At 66.4% G+C, this 14,982-nt stretch carries 13 protein-coding genes and 1 pseudogene (1 of these 14 only partly in view); 8 read left to right on the plus strand and 6 right to left on the minus strand.

Features of this window, described 5'->3' with window-relative positions; all coding sequences use genetic code 11:
- The coding region (locus GEV05_25285) for a tripartite tricarboxylate transporter substrate binding protein (protein ID MPZ46638.1) at positions 1–1,017 on the minus strand (1,017 nt) is incomplete at its 3' end.
- 27 nt (positions 1,018–1,044) lie between these two features.
- Between GEV05_25285 and GEV05_25290 the strand changes: the two genes are divergently transcribed.
- On the plus strand, positions 1,045–1,776 hold the full coding sequence (locus GEV05_25290; protein MPZ46639.1) for an SDR family oxidoreductase: 732 nt from the start codon (positions 1,045–1,047) through the stop codon (positions 1,774–1,776).
- A gap of 116 nt (positions 1,777–1,892) precedes the next feature.
- Here GEV05_25290 and GEV05_25295 read toward each other — a convergent pair whose 3' ends face one another.
- The gene (locus GEV05_25295; protein ID MPZ46640.1) at positions 1,893–3,056 is read right to left on the minus strand and encodes an SDR family oxidoreductase; all 1,164 of its coding nucleotides are present in this window, start codon (positions 3,054–3,056) and stop codon (positions 1,893–1,895) included.
- On the opposite strand from GEV05_25295, the gene GEV05_25300 reads away from it, so the two are divergent.
- From GEV05_25300 to GEV05_25315, 4 genes are read left to right on the plus strand one after another with little or no spacing between them, the layout of a single operon-like run.
- Positions 3,025–4,083, plus strand: a complete 1,059-nt coding sequence (locus tag GEV05_25300; protein ID MPZ46641.1) for an isocitrate/isopropylmalate dehydrogenase family protein — start codon at positions 3,025–3,027, stop codon at positions 4,081–4,083. The two genes, GEV05_25295 and GEV05_25300, sit on opposite strands and share 32 nt — an antisense overlap.
- 12 nt (positions 4,084–4,095) lie before the next feature.
- Positions 4,096–4,845 carry a 5'/3'-nucleotidase SurE gene (surE, locus tag GEV05_25305; GenBank protein MPZ46642.1) on the plus strand — a complete coding sequence of 250 codons (750 nt, stop codon included), beginning with the start codon at positions 4,096–4,098 and terminating at the stop codon, positions 4,843–4,845.
- Positions 4,842–5,504 carry a protein-L-isoaspartate(D-aspartate) O-methyltransferase gene (locus GEV05_25310; protein ID MPZ46643.1) on the plus strand — a complete coding sequence of 221 codons (663 nt, stop codon included), beginning with the start codon at positions 4,842–4,844 and terminating at the stop codon, positions 5,502–5,504. Before surE ends, GEV05_25310 begins: the two co-directional genes overlap by 4 nt.
- Complete coding sequence (locus tag GEV05_25315; protein MPZ46644.1) at positions 5,501–6,478, plus strand: peptidoglycan DD-metalloendopeptidase family protein; 978 nt, start codon at positions 5,501–5,503, stop codon at positions 6,476–6,478. The genes GEV05_25310 and GEV05_25315 overlap by 4 nt, the downstream gene beginning before the upstream one ends.
- 176 nt (positions 6,479–6,654) lie before the next feature.
- Here the strand turns inward: GEV05_25315 and GEV05_25320 are convergent, their stop codons facing one another.
- The 4 genes from GEV05_25320 to GEV05_25335 form a co-directional block, all read right to left on the minus strand.
- Complete coding sequence (locus GEV05_25320) at positions 6,655–8,643, minus strand: DUF3488 domain-containing protein (protein MPZ46645.1); 1,989 nt, start codon at positions 8,641–8,643, stop codon at positions 6,655–6,657.
- On the minus strand, positions 8,610–9,602 hold the full coding sequence (locus GEV05_25325; GenBank protein ID MPZ46646.1) for a DUF58 domain-containing protein: 993 nt from the start codon (positions 9,600–9,602) through the stop codon (positions 8,610–8,612). The genes GEV05_25320 and GEV05_25325 overlap by 34 nt, the downstream gene beginning before the upstream one ends.
- Positions 9,599–10,516 carry an AAA domain-containing protein gene (locus GEV05_25330; protein ID MPZ46647.1) on the minus strand — a complete coding sequence of 306 codons (918 nt, stop codon included), beginning with the start codon at positions 10,514–10,516 and terminating at the stop codon, positions 9,599–9,601. The genes GEV05_25325 and GEV05_25330 overlap by 4 nt, the downstream gene beginning before the upstream one ends.
- 488 nt (positions 10,517–11,004) lie before the next feature.
- The gene (locus GEV05_25335; protein MPZ46648.1) at positions 11,005–11,376 is read right to left on the minus strand and encodes a hypothetical protein; all 372 of its coding nucleotides are present in this window, start codon (positions 11,374–11,376) and stop codon (positions 11,005–11,007) included.
- Positions 11,377–11,462: 86 nt separating this feature from the next.
- Between GEV05_25335 and GEV05_25340 the strand changes: the two genes are divergently transcribed.
- The 3 genes and pseudogenes from GEV05_25340 to GEV05_25350 all read left to right on the plus strand — a co-directional run.
- Positions 11,463–12,647, plus strand: coding sequence for an alanine transaminase (locus tag GEV05_25340; protein ID MPZ46649.1), 1,185 nt, complete (start codon positions 11,463–11,465; stop codon positions 12,645–12,647).
- Positions 12,644–13,966, plus strand: a complete 1,323-nt coding sequence (locus tag GEV05_25345) for a homoserine dehydrogenase (GenBank protein ID MPZ46650.1) — start codon at positions 12,644–12,646, stop codon at positions 13,964–13,966. Before GEV05_25340 ends, GEV05_25345 begins: the two co-directional genes overlap by 4 nt.
- Positions 13,967–13,985: 19 nt before the next feature.
- A pseudogene (locus GEV05_25350) lies at positions 13,986–14,982 on the plus strand (threonine synthase); it runs 446 nt beyond the window's last position.

Consider the following 14,982-nt stretch of genomic DNA (forward strand, 5'->3'; position numbering starts at 1 on the left):
CCCGGCGGCGCGCACCACCGCGCCCCAGTCTTTCATCTCCTTGGCGACATGCTGCTTGAACTCCGCCTGCGTGAACGACGAAGGCGCGGCGGAATTCGCGGTCAGCAGCGCCTTCATCTTCGGCTGCTGCACGGCTTTCATCGCCTCGGCATGCAGCCGTGCAGTGATTGCGGCCGGCGTTCCGCCCGGCGCGAACAAGCCCGTATTGCAGCCCATTTCCCACCCGGGCAGGAACTCGGCCAGCACGGGCGTATCGGGATAGAGCGGCGAGCGCTTCGGCAGCGTGATGCCGAGCAGCGTGAGCCGCCCGGCCTTGATGTGCGGAATCGCCGCCGAGATGCAGGAGAAATACATGTTGGCTTCGCCCGCCACGAGCGCCGCAGTCGCCGGGTTGCCGCCCTTGTAGGGCACGTGCAGGGCCTTGATCTTGGTATCGCGCACGAACCGCTCGGCCGTGAGATGCGTGATCGAGCCTGCGCCCGAGGATGCAAAGGAAAACTCTTTCGGATGCGACTTGGCATGCGCGATCAGCTCGGGGATGCTCTTGACGCCGAGCTTGGGATTGACCACGAGCACGAGTGGCGAGCGCGAAGGCAACGCGATCGGCTCGATGTCCTTCACCGGATCGTACGCGAGCCGGGTATACAGCGTCGCGCTGATGGCGTGGCTCGGCACGTCGCTCATCATCAGGGTGTAGCCGTCGGGCGCCGACTTGGCCACGATCCCCACGCCCACGGTGCCGGCGGCGCCCGGGCGATTGTCGGGCACGATCGGCTGACCGAGCGCCTCCGACATGTGATGCGCGAGCGTGCGCGTGATGACATCGGTTACCCCGCCCGGTGGCCATGGGATCACCATGCGGATCGGTCGGTTGGGGTAATCCTGCGCGGATGCCTGCGGGATGCAGGACAAGACCATCGTGCTCAGCAGCGCGGCCGCGGCTGTTGCGAACTTCATCGGGCTCCTCCTCGGTTCGTTCGATCGCCTGGGGCAATTATGCCTTAAGATTTCGCTCATCCCATGCGCGGATAAACGGAGGAAGGCGTGCAGATTCTGAAAGGGAAATCGATCGCGATGACCGGCGGGGGCGGAGGGCTCGGCCGCTGTTACGGGCTCGCCATGGCGAAAGCCGGCGCCTCGATCGCGGTGGCCGATATCGACATGGGTGCCGCGCAAGCCACGGTCGATGCGATCACGCAAGCCGGCGGGCGGGCGATTGCCGTCCACACCGACGTAACCCAGGCAGCGGCGATCGAAGAATTGCTCGACCGCACGGAGGCAGCCTGGGGTCCCTTGGACGCGCTGGTCAATATCGCCGGCATGTTTCCACGCCTTGCGCTGGTCGATATGGAAGAGGCGCAGTGGGACGCGGTGATCACGCTCAACCTGAAGAGCGTCTATCTCGGCGCACGTGCCGCCATCCGGCGTATGCTGCCGCGCGGTTGCGGCGTGGTGTTGAGCACGGCCTCGGGCACCGGCATCCGCGGTCAGCCCAAGGGCTCGGCGTATGCCGCCTCGAAGGCGGCGATCATCGGCTTCACGCGCGCCGTATCGCTGGAGCTCAAGGATACGGGCGTTCGCATCAACTGCTTCGGGCCGGGCGCAACCGACACGCCGTTGTGGCGCGTGGGCAAGAGCGAGGAGGAGATCCGGCGCCTGCTCGCCGCGGGCTTCGTCTATCAGCCCGACGATTTCTCCAACGTGGTCGTATTTCTGGCGAGCGATTATTCGGCGCCTTTGAATGGGGAGTTTATTAGCAGAGATCTGCATCGTTGAGGGAAGCGGGGTGAAGGCGCGGGGTGGAGTGAAGTGTGAAGTGCGAAGTGTGAAGTGTGAAGTGTGAAACGTCGCTTGAAGCAGCGGCGCGTCTTCACCCTTCACTCTTCACTCACTCAGTGAACGACGTATCCACCATCCATCACCAACGCATGCCCAATCACGTAACCGGCATCCTTCGAACATAGAAACGCCACCACGCCGGCGACTTCCTCCGCCGTGCCGAAGCGCCCGATCGGCACGTCACGCGCGCGCTGCTCCAGCTCGCCCGGATTGCGGCCGGCGAGGAACCCCTCGGTCGTCACCGGGCCCGGGCACACGGCGTTGACCGCGATGCCGTCCGCCGAAAGCTCCAGCGCCATCGCGCGCGTGAGCTGGATGAGACCGGCCTTGGTGAGGTTGTAGACCGCGCCGTAGCGCGAGGCGACGATGCCGAGCTGGCTCGCCATGTGGACGATGTGCCCGCCGCCTTGCGCACGCATGATCGGCACGACGGCCTGGCTGGCGAAGAACGGCGCGCGCAGATTGATCGCGACCACCCGGTCGAACTCCTCGTGCGAGAACTCGCCGAACGCCTTGCGCACGCGCACGCCCGCATTGTTCACCAGGATGTCGATACGCCGCATGCGCGCGTGCGCGGTCGCGACCATTGTCTCCGACCCCGCAGCTTGCGCGAGATCGTGCACGCCCCAGAAGGCTTCCGGCGCGCCCGCGTCCCGGCATGCGGCCGCGGCTTGCTCCAGCTCCGCCTCGGTGCCGTCGGCTGCGAGGTAGATCGCGGCGCCTTCGGCTGCGAGTCTCAGCGCCACGGCTCGCCCGATGCCGCGCGATGCGCCGGTAACGACCGCTGACTTTGCGTCGAATCGCTTGTTCATGCCACCGCTCGCCGCGCGTTGTCCGAGGTGTGAGCACATTGTAGCTCCGGAACGGGAATGACTTTGTGCTTCCCCTCTTTCGGCAGCTCGACGAGGTGGGAAGGTCGAGTCACCCCTCCTCTCACGAGGAGGGGTGGCGCGCAGCGCCGGGGTGGTGTGGTTTTCGGTTCCGGACCACCGCGCGAGGAAGATGGTTTGGTTCGCTCTTCGCAATAGACCACCCCGTCCGCGACACTGTCGCGTCCCGCCCCTCCTTGGCAGGAGGGGAATTGTCGCCGAGCGCGCGACATTGTCGCCACCCGGTCCGTCCTTGGCGGCTCCCGGGCCGGTTAGAATCGAGCTCCTCGATACTCGACATCTGGAGACACCCGCGATGGACATCCTGGTCCTGCCGGGCGACGGCATCGGCCCCGAAATCTCGCAAGCGACGCTGCGCGTGCTCGAGCGCGCGAACGAGCGCTTCGGGCTCGGCTTGCAGTGGAAGCACGACGAGATGGGCTTCGTCACGCTGAAGAAGGAAGGCACGACCTTTCCCGCGCGCATCCTGGAAGCGGCCCGGCGCTGCGCCGGGGTGATCCTGGGGCCGGTCTCGCATCTGGACTATCCGCCCTCGGACCAGGGCGGGGTCAATCCTTCCGGCGAATTCCGCGTCAAGCTCGACCTGTACGCCAACATCCGTCCCGCCAAATCCCGCCTGGGTGTGGGCCTGACCGGCAAGCCGGTCGACCTGGTCATCTTTCGCGAATGCACCGAAGGCTTCTATGCCGATCGCAACATGTACATGGGCATCGGCGAATTCATGCCGACCGAGGACATGGCGCTGTCGGTGCGCCGCGTCACCGCCAAGTGCTGCAACCGGATCGCGCGGCGCGCGTTCGAGGCGGCGCGAGGGCGGCGCAAGAAGGTCACGGCCGTGCACAAGCAGAACGTGCTGCGCATCTCGGATGCGCTGTTCCTGCGCGAAGTGCGCAAGGTCGCGCAGGAATTTCCCGACGTGCAGCTGGAAGAAGTGATCGTCGATGCGATGGCCGCACTGCTCGTGCGCGATCCGACCCGCTTCGACATCATCGTGTCCACCAACATGTTCGGCGACATCCTGTCCGATGAGGCTTCCGAGCTTTCGGGCAGCCTCGGCCTCGCCGGCTCGGTCAATGCCGGCGACGATCTGTGCGTGGCCCAGGCGCAGCACGGCTCGGCGCCCGACATCGCCGGTCAGGACAAGGCCAATCCCACCTCGCTCATCCTTTCGGCTGCGATGATGCTGGAATGGATGGGGCGCCGCCACGCTTCGGATGCGTTGACGCAGGCCGCGGCTGCGATCGAGGCGGCCGTCGATTCGGCTTTGTCGAACCCGCAGACGCGTACCGCCGATCTCAAGGGTCCGCTCGGTACGCGCGCCTTCACCCAGGTCGTCGTCGACAAGCTCGGTTGAGCGCGCCCGGCGATGCGCATTCTGCTGAGCAACGACGACGGCTATTTCGCGCCGGGGCTCGCGGTATTGGCGAAGACGCTGGCACAGGTGGCCGAGGTGACCGTCGTGGCCCCCGAGCGCGATCGCAGCGGCTCCAGCAATTCGCTCACCCTCGATCGGCCGCTTACGCTGCGGCGCGCGCCGAGCGGTTTCAGCTATGTCAACGGCACCCCGACCGATTGCGTGCACCTGGCGGTCACGGGGCTGATCGATTTCGTTCCCGACATGATCGTCTCGGGCATCAACGACGGCGCCAACATGGGCGACGATACGATCTATTCGGGAACGGTCGCCGCCGCCACCGAGGGCTTCCTGCTCGGCATCCCGTCACTGGCGATCTCGCTCGCCGGCGGCCACGGCGCGCACTTCGAGACCGCGGCGCACTATGCGTGCCGCCTGGTCGAGCGCTTCGGCGACGGCGCGCCGGCGGCCAACGTGCTGCTGAACGTCAACGTGCCCGATCTGCCGCTGGCGCAGGTCGAAGGCATGGAGGTGACGCGGCTCGGCAAGCGCCACAAGGCCGAGCCGGTCGTGCGCGCGACCACCCCGCGCGGCGATACGGTGTACTGGGTGGGGGCGGCTGGCGCCGCTCAGGATGCCGGCGAAGGCACCGACTTCCATGCAATCGCCAACCGGCGCGTTTCGATCACCCCCTTGCAGATGGATCTGACGCATTTCGCCCAGCTCGGCGCCGTGCGCGATTGGCTGGCCCGCGACCGATGACCGAGCGCGTGCGCGGCATCGGCATGACCTCGGAGCGCACGCGCCTGCGCATGGTGGAGCGATTGCGCGCGGGCGGGGTACACGATGAAGCGGTGCTCGGCGCCATGGCCGAAATTCCGCGCCACATCTTCGTCGACGACGCGTTGGCGAGCCGCGCTTACGACGACGTATCGCTTCCGCTCGGCCACGGTCAGACGATCTCGAACCCGTTCACGGTCGCGAGGATGTGCGAGCTGGTGCGTGCCAGCCGCCCGCTGGGGCGCGTGCTCGAAGTGGGCACCGGTTGCGGCTATCAGGCCGCCGTGCTTTCGAAGCTGGCACGCGAGGTGTTCTCGGTCGAGCGCATCGGCGCGCTGCTGGAGCAGGCGCGCGTACGCATCCTGCGCGAATTGAAGCTGCGCAACGTGCGCATGAAACTGGCCGATGGCAGAGAGGGACTGCCCGAGGCGGCGCCGTTCGACGCGATCGTGATCGCTGCGGCGGCGAACGCACCGCCCGCAGCGTTGCTCGAGCAGCTGGCACCGGGTGGTAGAATGATTCTGCCGTTGGGAACCCAGAAGCAGCGACTTTGTCTGATCGAGCGCTCGGCTTCGGGTCTGATCGACAACATGCTGGAAGAAGTTCATTTCGTACCGCTGCGCGCGGGCACGCTGCGATGAGAATGCGAATGCGCTGCGCGGTTGCCGCAGGGTTGGCCGTCGCGCTGAGCGGTTGCATGGTCGCGCGGCATCCCGCGCCGGTCGTGGAGCGCAAGCCCGCGCCGAGCAGGGTCGAGGCGCGGCCCGGCACCTACATCGTCAAGCGCGGCGACACGCTGTACGCCATTGCAGTCGCCCACGGCATCGACTACCGCGACCTGGCGCGCTGGAACAACATCACCGATCCCGCCGCCATCGAGGTCGGCCAGGTGCTGCTGGTCAAGGATCCGAACGCGGCCCCCGCGGCGCCGACCGTCGCGGCGCCAACCGAGCCGGCGCCCGGTGCGGCCGTAGCCCGGCCCTATCAGGCGCCGCCGCCCGTGCAAGGGCAGGCGATGGGAGCCGATGGCGTGCCCTTGCTGCCACCGCTTGGCGACAAGCCGGCTGTCGCGGAAATACCGCCCGCCGACCTCATCACCACGCCGCAGGCAATCAAGCTGCCGTACTCGGAAGCGGCGCTCGCCCAGTTGCAGGAAACCACGTCCGCGCCCTCGGCTGCCGCCGCAACTGCGCCGGCTGCGGCGCCGGAAAAGCAGCCAGCGCCGGCTACGACCGACGATCCGGATGCGGTGAATTGGGGCTGGCCGACCAAGGGCAAGGTGATCGCAGGCTTCAACGAGAACGGCGGGCCGAAGGGCGTGCAGATAGCGGGCAATCTCGGCCAGGCCATCGTCGCCAGCGCGCCCGGCCGGGTCGTGTATACCGGCAGCGGATTGCGTGGCTACGGCAATCTGGTCATCATCAAGCACAACGACACCTATCTGTCGGCCTACGCCCACAACCGCAGCGTGCTGGTGAAGCAGGGCGACGCGGTGACCAAGGGTCAGAAGATCGCCGAGATGGGCGACTCGGATGCGAGCCGCGTCATGCTGCACTTCGAGATCCGGCGCCTCGGCAAGCCGGTGGATCCGATCAAGTTCTTACCGCCAACGTGAATGAGTGAAGAGTAACTGAGTGAAGCGTGAAGGGTGAAAAGTGAAGGGCGACTTCACCTTTCACTCTTCACTCAATCGCCCTCGGCTCTTCAAAACTCCGACCTCACTTCACACTTCACTCGATCATCCTCGGCTGTTCAAGCTTCCAACCTCACTTCGCTCTTCACTCCGTCGCTTCAAATCTCGAACTCCCTCACCATCCTTTTCAACCGCCGCATGTCCGTGTCTGCCGCGCGCGCCCCGTAGCGCAGCGCGATATACAGATCGGTGATCGCGCGGATCGCGCCGGCCGCCTCCGGAACACGGCCGGCTGCGCGGGCGGCAAAGTCCGCCGGGCCCTCGGACGGAGCGCGTTGCGCGCCGCGCCGAGCGAGCTTGCGGCAGAAGCGCGCATAGATTGCGGCCACCGGGTCGCGCGTGCGCCGATGCAGCCGGCGCAGGATCAGCGCTGCGAAGATGCAGGTGATGAAGCCGGTGATTGCGAGCAGGATCAGCGCGAGCGTTTGCCAGGTGGCGCGGTCCAGGCCCACGCGCGACAGCAGCCAGTACTGGCGCTCGGGGGTGTAGCCGAGCACCCACTGGTTCCACGTGTTGGCGAACGAATCCCAGGTGAAGCGCAGTTGCCGCAGCCATTCGCTGTTGCTGCGAAGCGCCAGCCGCAATCCGTCCGTCGTCGGCACGGTGGCTGCAATTCCGGATTCCACGCGCTGCGGCGAGACCGCCGCAGTCGGATCCACGCGCACCCAGCCGCGTTCCTCGATCCACGCTTCGGCCCAGGCGTGCGCCTCGGACTGGCGCACGATCATGTAGTCGCCGATCGGGTTTACTTCCCCGCCCTGGTAGCCGGTGACCACCCGCGCCGGAATGCCGGCCGCGCGCATGAGAAAAACGAACGCGGAGGCATAGTGCTCGCAAAAGCCGCTGCGCGTGTTGAACAGGAAATCATCGACCGGATTCTCGCCCAGCAGCGGCGGGGTGAGGGTGTAGAAGAACGGCTGAGTGCGGAACATCGCCAGCACCTGGTTCACCATGTCTTCGTCGTCGCGCGCGGCGTTGTGCATGTTGAGCGCGAGCGCCCTTGCGCGCCAGTTGTAACCTTCGGGCAGCTGCAGCGCGCGCCGGCGCTCGTACGGGCTCAATCCTTCGTAGCCCAGCCGGTAGCTGGTGTGCGAGGTCATCTCGTAGCGCGTGCGGCTTCGCACCGGCCGGTTCGCCAGCAACTGGAAGTCGGTGGTGAAATGGCTGTTGGGCGGAAGCTTCGCCGGCAGCTCGAGCGCGAACAGCCAGCGCTTGTCGTGCGGCTCCAGCGTGACGGTATAGCTGTACGCGGCGCCTGTCCCGACCGGCGCATAGCTGGCGGACGTGGTGCCGAAGGTCATGCCCATGTGCCACGACGTGCCGTCGAAGTACCACAGCACCGGCCCGCGCCAGTACAGCTGATTCGGCTTGGGCATCTCGCCCTGGAATTGCACGCGGAACGCGACCGCGTCCGAAAGGCTCAGCTGGCTCAGGGTGCCCGGGCTCATCGAATCGGACAACCCGGTGATGCCCGCGAACGCGTCGCGCGGCAAGCCCCAGACCGGCCCCTGCACTCGCGGAAACAGCACGAACAGCACCAGCATCACGGGCGTGGCCTGCGCCAGCATGATGGCGGACAAGCGCAACGTCTCCTGGTAGCGCAGCGCGCCTGCGCGCCATTGCAGGCCGATCATCGTGCCGGTGATGACCCAGACGCCGACCAGCATGAGCAGCGCCGTCGGGATGGTCTGCGAGTACAGGAAGTTGGTCAGGACGACGAAGTAGGAAAGGAAGATGACGATCATGGCATCGCGCATGCTCGCCATCTCGAGCAGCTTCAGTGTCAGCATGACCACCAGCAGCGCTACCCCGGCGTCGCGTCCGAACAGCGTGCCGAAGCTGAGATAGATACCGGCGCTCGCGCCCGCCACCACGGTGAGCAGCAGCCACTTGCGGGGCAGCACCCCGCCTCTCCAGCCGAGGTGGAGCCGCCAGGCGATGGCCAGCGCCGCCAGAGCGGTGATCCAGACCGGCAGGCGCTCGACGTGGGGCAGCGTGACCAGCGCCATGGACAGCGCCATCCACGCGACGTTGCGGGGATCGAGCCGTGTCGTCATTGCGGCAGCAGGGCGAGCGCTTCCAGGCATTGTGTGCGATGTCCCGCGCCCGCAGCCGGCTCGATCACCGTCGGCGGCAATCGCAAGCCGTAAGTCATGCCGGCTGCATCGGCTTCGAGCACCCAGCGTGTGAGCCGCGAGATTCGCGCCTCGGTGGCCATCGCCTCGGGCAACGCGTTCCAGTCGAGCCACAACTCGCTATCGGCCTGGCCGCTGAATACCTTGCTGAGGAGCCCCCGATTCTGCGCATCGGCTTTCCAGGCGATGCGTCGCGGCGAGTCTCCTGCGTGATAAGCGCGAAGCCCCGAGAAATCTTCGTTGCCGAGCGCCGATGCCGGGCCCTCGCCGCGTTCTCCGGTTGGCGAGGGCAAGGGCACCGGCGGCGTTTCCGGGCGCGCGAAAACGATGCAGTCGACATCGGGCTCGAGGTAGCTCCAGGCACGGAACAGCCCGAGCGGAAAGCGCGTCTGCAGCATCACGCGGCCGATACGCAGCCGGCCGCGGCTGCGCGCAGGAAGCGCGATCGGCGCCACGGCATCGGAGTCTGCCGCGACGTCGAAGCCATGCGCCTGGCCGGCTGCCGAGACCGCTTCCAGTGCGGCACGGCTTACGCCGGTGGCGTTCTCGATGCGCAAGGGGAACTCGACCACGTCGCCGGCGAACACCGAGCGTGGCCGGCCGGCGGAAATGCGCAGGTTCGCCATGTTGCGGAACGTGTACAGCATCCCGTTCACGCCCAGGCCTGCCAGCAGGAACGTGAGGATGAAGCCGAGCGAGAGCGAATAGTTGACCGAGCCGGCCAGCATCAGCAACAGCACCAGGAAAAAGATGCAGCCGTGCGAGGTCGGCAGGATGTACACGCGCCTGTGCCCGAGCACGATGGGCCCCGGCTGCGGACCGCGCAGCTGATACAGCCAGGTGTCGATCCAGCGTCGTAGTGCAATGGGCATGGCGCGCATGGCGGCGAGCGCGGATGTGGCAGCCGTCAAGGAATGGCTACGGCCTCGATCAGGCGCGAGGCCACGTCGACGTCGTTGATGCGCCCGTGCGGGTCGCTCGAATGCAGCCGGTGTCCGACCACGCCTGGGATCACCGCCTGTACGTCCTCGGGCAGCACTTCGCTGCGGGCATCCATCAAGGCCCAGGCGCGCGCGGCTTGCAGCAGAGCGAGCCCGGCCCGGGGGCTCAGGCCGGCCGCGAGCTCGGGGGCGGTGCGCGTGTAACGGATCAGCGCCTGCAGATAGTCGATCAGCGCCGCGGAGGCGTGCACGCGAGTGACGCCGGCACAAAGATTCGCGAGCTCCTCGGGGCCGATGCAGGGCTCGAGCTGACTGAGCAAGGTGCGCCGCGACGTGCCCTGCAGCAGCGCGCGTTCGGCATCGGCGCCCGGGTAGCCGAGCTGGATGCGCATCAGGAAGCGGTCGAGCTGCGATTCGGGCAATGCAAAGGTGCCGACCTGGTGCGACGGATTCTGGGTCGCGATCACGAAGAACGGCTCGGGCAGGGCGCGCGTTTCGCCTTCGGTCGTTACCTGACGCTCTTCCATCGCTTCCAGCAGCGCGCTTTGGGTCTTGGGGGTCGCGCGGTTCACCTCGTCGGCGAGCAGCACCTGGGTGAAGATCGGGCCGGGATGAAATTTGAACGAGGCTGCCTCGCGGTCGTAGACCGAGACGCCGATGATGTCGGCGGGCAGCAGGTCGCTGGTGAACTGGATGCGCTGGAATCCCAGGCCGAGCGTGCTTGCCAGCGCGTGCGCGAGCGTGGTCTTGCCCACGCCGGGGATGTCCTCGATCAGCAGATGGCCGCCTGCCAGGAGGCACGACAACGCCATGCGGATCTGATGGTCCTTGCCGAGGATGATGCGGTTGACCTGCGCGAAAACGCGCTCCAGGGGCAAGGTCATGGTCTGGATGTCAGCACGCGACAGGCGGACGGTGCCGATCTCGGATACGACCTCGGCATTGTCGGCCGGGCGCAGCGCCGTCGCGGTCGTCATGGAACGCAGAAGCATGGCTGGCGTCGGCATCCATTTCAACGGAGCCGCTCCGATGTGTGATCAATGCGGCGTAACACGCCGGCCGCCACTCGATGCGGCAGTACCAGCGCGTGTTTCGCCGGGCCGCGAACGATTGCTCGCGCCTTCGCAACGTGCGCGCTGCTTGCACGCCTTCGCAGCGGCTGCGCTGCTTGCACGTTGGCACGCAGCCGCAGGATGCCACGACTTGCGCCGATACGATCGCGAATCATGCCCCATCCCGCCGCCCAATTCCCGGTCTGGGCGCCTCAAGACCCGTGCTAGGCTGCGATCGGCCAGCCGATTCCAGTCGGCCGGTTCAACACACCCGCCACGTCGACAGCATCATAGCAAATCGCCTTGCCCCGATGTCTTGCTCAGGCGACGATCATCAGCGCGGCGACCACCCGCCTGCCTTCGGCCATGAGGATTGCGTACGTGCGGCAGGCTGCTGCGGTATCCATCACCTCGTAGCCGATGCGGGCATCGATCAGCGGGCGCAGCACCGCAGATGGCGGAAACTGCAAGCGCGCGCCCGTGCCGATCAGGGCGATTTCCGGTGCGTGTGCGAGCAGCGAGCCGATGTCGGCCGCGTTCAGCGCCGACGGTTCGGCAACCGGCCAGTCGGAAATGCTATCGGGCGTGACGACGACGCTCGTCCGGTAGCGCGTGCCGTTGACGCTCACGTAGCCGCTGCCGGCGCTGGTGATCTGGTTGCGGCCTTCGCCGCGGGCGAGATGAAGCTTCACGATCGGGAGGTGTTTGCGTTGCCCATGAGTCTGCGGCGCGGCTAGAATTATAGCCTTTCGGCCTTTCCGGGCCGTCCGGGTTCCCGATGGAAGAGTTCTCCCGCATCAAGCGCTTGCCGCCTTACGTCTTCAACGTGACGGGGGAGCTCAAGATGAACGCCCGCAGGCGCGGCGAGGACGTCGTCGATCTCTCGATGGGCAACCCGGATCAGCCGACGCCGAGCCATATCGTCGAGAAGCTGATCGAGGCGGTGCAGCGGCCCGACACGCACCGGTATTCGGTCTCCAAGGGCATTCCCCGCCTGCGCCGCGCCATCTGCAACTGGTACAAGACCCGCTTCGATGTCGACCTCGACCCCGACAGCGAGGCGATCGTCACCATCGGCTCCAAGGAAGGCCTGGCGCATCTGGCGCTCGCGACGCTCGATACCGGGGACATCGTGCTCGTGCCTAATCCGAGCTATCCGATCCACATCTACGGGCCGGTCATCGCGGGCGCCGACATCCGCCATGTGCCGATGGTGCCGGGGTCGGACTTTTTCGACGAATTCGACAAGGCGATCCGCGGCTCGTATCCGAAGCCGAAGATGCTCATCGTCAACTTTCCCAGCAATCCCACCACGCAGTGCGTGGATCTCGGCTTCTTCGAGAAGCTGGTGAAGATGGCGCGCGAGCACCACGTCTATGTCGTACACGACATCGCCTATGCCGACATCGTCTTCGACGGCTACAAGGCGCCCTCGATCATGCAGGTGCCCGGCGCACTCGATATCGCGGTCGAGTTCTTCACCCTGTCCAAGTCGTACAGCATGGCGGGCTGGCGCGTGGGCTTCATGGTGGGCAACCGCGAGCTGGTGACCGCGCTCGGCCGCATGAAGAGTTACCACGACTATGGCATGTTCGCGCCGATCCAGATCGCCTCGATCATCGCGCTGGAAGGCCCGCAGGATTGCGTTGAAGAAGTGCGCCAGATCTATCAGAAGCGGCGCGACGTGACCTGCCAGGGACTGAAAGCGGTCGGCTGGGAGGTCGAGGTGCCGAAAGCCTCGATGTACATCTGGGCGAAGATTCCCGAGCCCTATCGCAAGCTCGGCTCGCTCGAGTTCACCAAGAAGCTCATGGCCGACGCGAAAGTCGCGGTCTCGCCCGGCATCGGCTTCGGCGAGTACGGCGACGATCACGTGCGCTTCGCGCTCATTGAAAATGAGGCGCGAACCCGGCAAGCCATCCGTGGAATCCGAGATATGTTCCGGAAGGATGGCTTGCTATGAGCGCCGGTCTCGAGCCGATCCAGGTCGGCCTGCTCGGCATCGGCACGGTCGGCGGCGGCACCTTCCGGGTGCTGCAGCGTAACGAGGAAGAGATCGCGCGCCGCGCCGGGCGCGCCATCCGCCTGGCCAAGGTGGCCGAAAAGGATCTCGACAAGGCCCGCGCCCTCGTCGGCGGTTGCGCCGAAGTCACGGCCGACGCGTTCGACGTGGTCAACGATCCCGCGATCGACATCGTGGTCGAGCTGATCGGCGGCACCTCGATCGCGCGCGAGCTGGTGCTGAAGGCGATCGAAAACGGCAAGCAGGTGGTGACCGCCAACAAGGCGCTGCTCGCCACCCATGGCAACGAGATTTTCCTGGCCGCGCAACGCAAGGGCGTCATGGTGGCGTTCGAGGCTGCCGTCGCGGGCGGCGTGCCGATCATCAAGGCGCTGCGCGAGGGGCTTGCCGCCAACCGCATCGAATGGATCGCCGGCATCATCAATGGCACCAGCAACTTCATCCTGTCCGAGATGCGGGCCAAGGGAAGCGCGTTCGCCGACGTGCTGCGCGAAGCGCAGCAGCTGGGCTATGCCGAGGCCGACCCGACCTTCGACGTGGAAGGCATCGATGCCGCGCACAAGCTCACCATCATGGCGGCGATCGGCTTCGGCATCCCGATGCAGTTCTCCGCCTGTTACACCGAGGGCATCACCCGGCTCACGCGCGAGGACATCCGCTATGCCGAGGAGCTCGGCTACCGCATCAAGCTGCTCGGCATTACCAAGCGCGTATCGCACGGCTTCGAGCTGCGGGTGCATCCGGCGCTCGTTCCGACCCGGCGCCTCATCGCCAACGTCGAAGGCGTGATGAATGCGATCCTGGTTAAGGGCGATGCGGTCGGGCAGACGATGTACTACGGCGCGGGCGCGGGCGCCGAGCCGACCGCCTCGGCCATCGTCGCGGACCTCGTCGACGTGACGCGGATGCATACGGCGGATCCGCGCCATCGCGTGCCGCATCTGGCTTTCCAGCCCGACCGCCTGTCCGACCTGCCGATCCTGCCGATGGACGAGGTGGTGACGGCGTATTACCTGCGCATGCGCGTCGACGATCGGCCCGGGGTGCTGGCCGATATCACGCGCATCCTTGCCGACCTTTCCATCTCGATCGATGCGATGGTACAGAAGGAGCCGGGCGAGGGCGAGCAGCAGGTCGACATCGTAATGCTCACGCACCTCACGCGCGAGAAGCACATCAAGACCGCCATCGCAGCCATCGAGGCGCTGCACGTGGTCCCCGGGCAAGTGACGCGCATCCGGCTCGAAGAGCTGGGGTAGGCCTGGGTCCGGGACTGCGATGCGTTATCTCAGCACGCGCGGCGCCACGCCCCCGCAGCGATTCGGCGAAGTCCTGCTGGGCGGGCTTGCAGCCGACGGCGGGCTCGCCATCCCCGAGCACTATCCCGTCGTCGATGCCGCCGAGCTCGCGCGCTGGCGCTCGCTGCCCTATCCGGAGCTCGCGTTCGAGATCCTGCGGCGCTTCGCCGATGACGTTCCGGCGGACGATCTGCGCGCCATGGTGTTTCGAGCCTATTCGAAGGAACGTTTCGGTTCGGCGGATATCACGCCGCTGCGCACCCTGGAGCCCGGCCTGCATATCCTCGGCCTCTCCAACGGCCCGACGGCTGCCTTCAAGGACATCGCCATGCAGTTCCTCGGCGAAGTCTTCGAATACGCCCTGGAGCGCGCGGGCGCGAACATGAACATCCTCGGCGCGACTTCGGGCGATACCGGCTCGAGCGCCGAGCACGCGATGCGCGGAAAGCAGCGGCTGAACGTCTTCATGCTCTCGCCGCACGGCAAAATGAGCCCGTTCCAGGCGGCGCAGATGTACGCGCTGCAGGACGCGAACATCGTCAACCTGGCCGTGCGCGGCGTGTTCGACGACTGCCAGGACATGGTGAAGGCGGTCAATGCCGACGCCGAATTCAAGGCGCGTTATCGCATCGGCGCAGTCAATTCGATCAACTGGGCGCGCATCGCGGCCCAGGTCGTGTACTACTTCAAGGGCTATTTCGCGGCCACGCGCGGGCCGGACGAGCAGGTCTCTTTCGCCGTGCCGTCGGGCAACTTCGGCAACATCTACGCCGGCCACGTCGCGCGCTCGATGGGGCTGCCGATCCGGCGCCTGATCGCCGCCACCAACGAGAACGACGTGCTGGACGAGTTCTTCCGCAGCGGCGTTTATCGCGTGCGCAAGGCTAGTGAGGTGCAGCAGACCAGCAGCCCGTCGATGGATATCTCCAAGGCTTCCAACTTCGAGCGCTACGTGTTCGATGTGGTCGGGCGCGATG

This window comes from Betaproteobacteria bacterium (genome assembly GCA_009377585.1).
Classification (GTDB): Bacteria; Pseudomonadota; Gammaproteobacteria; order Burkholderiales; family WYBJ01; genus WYBJ01.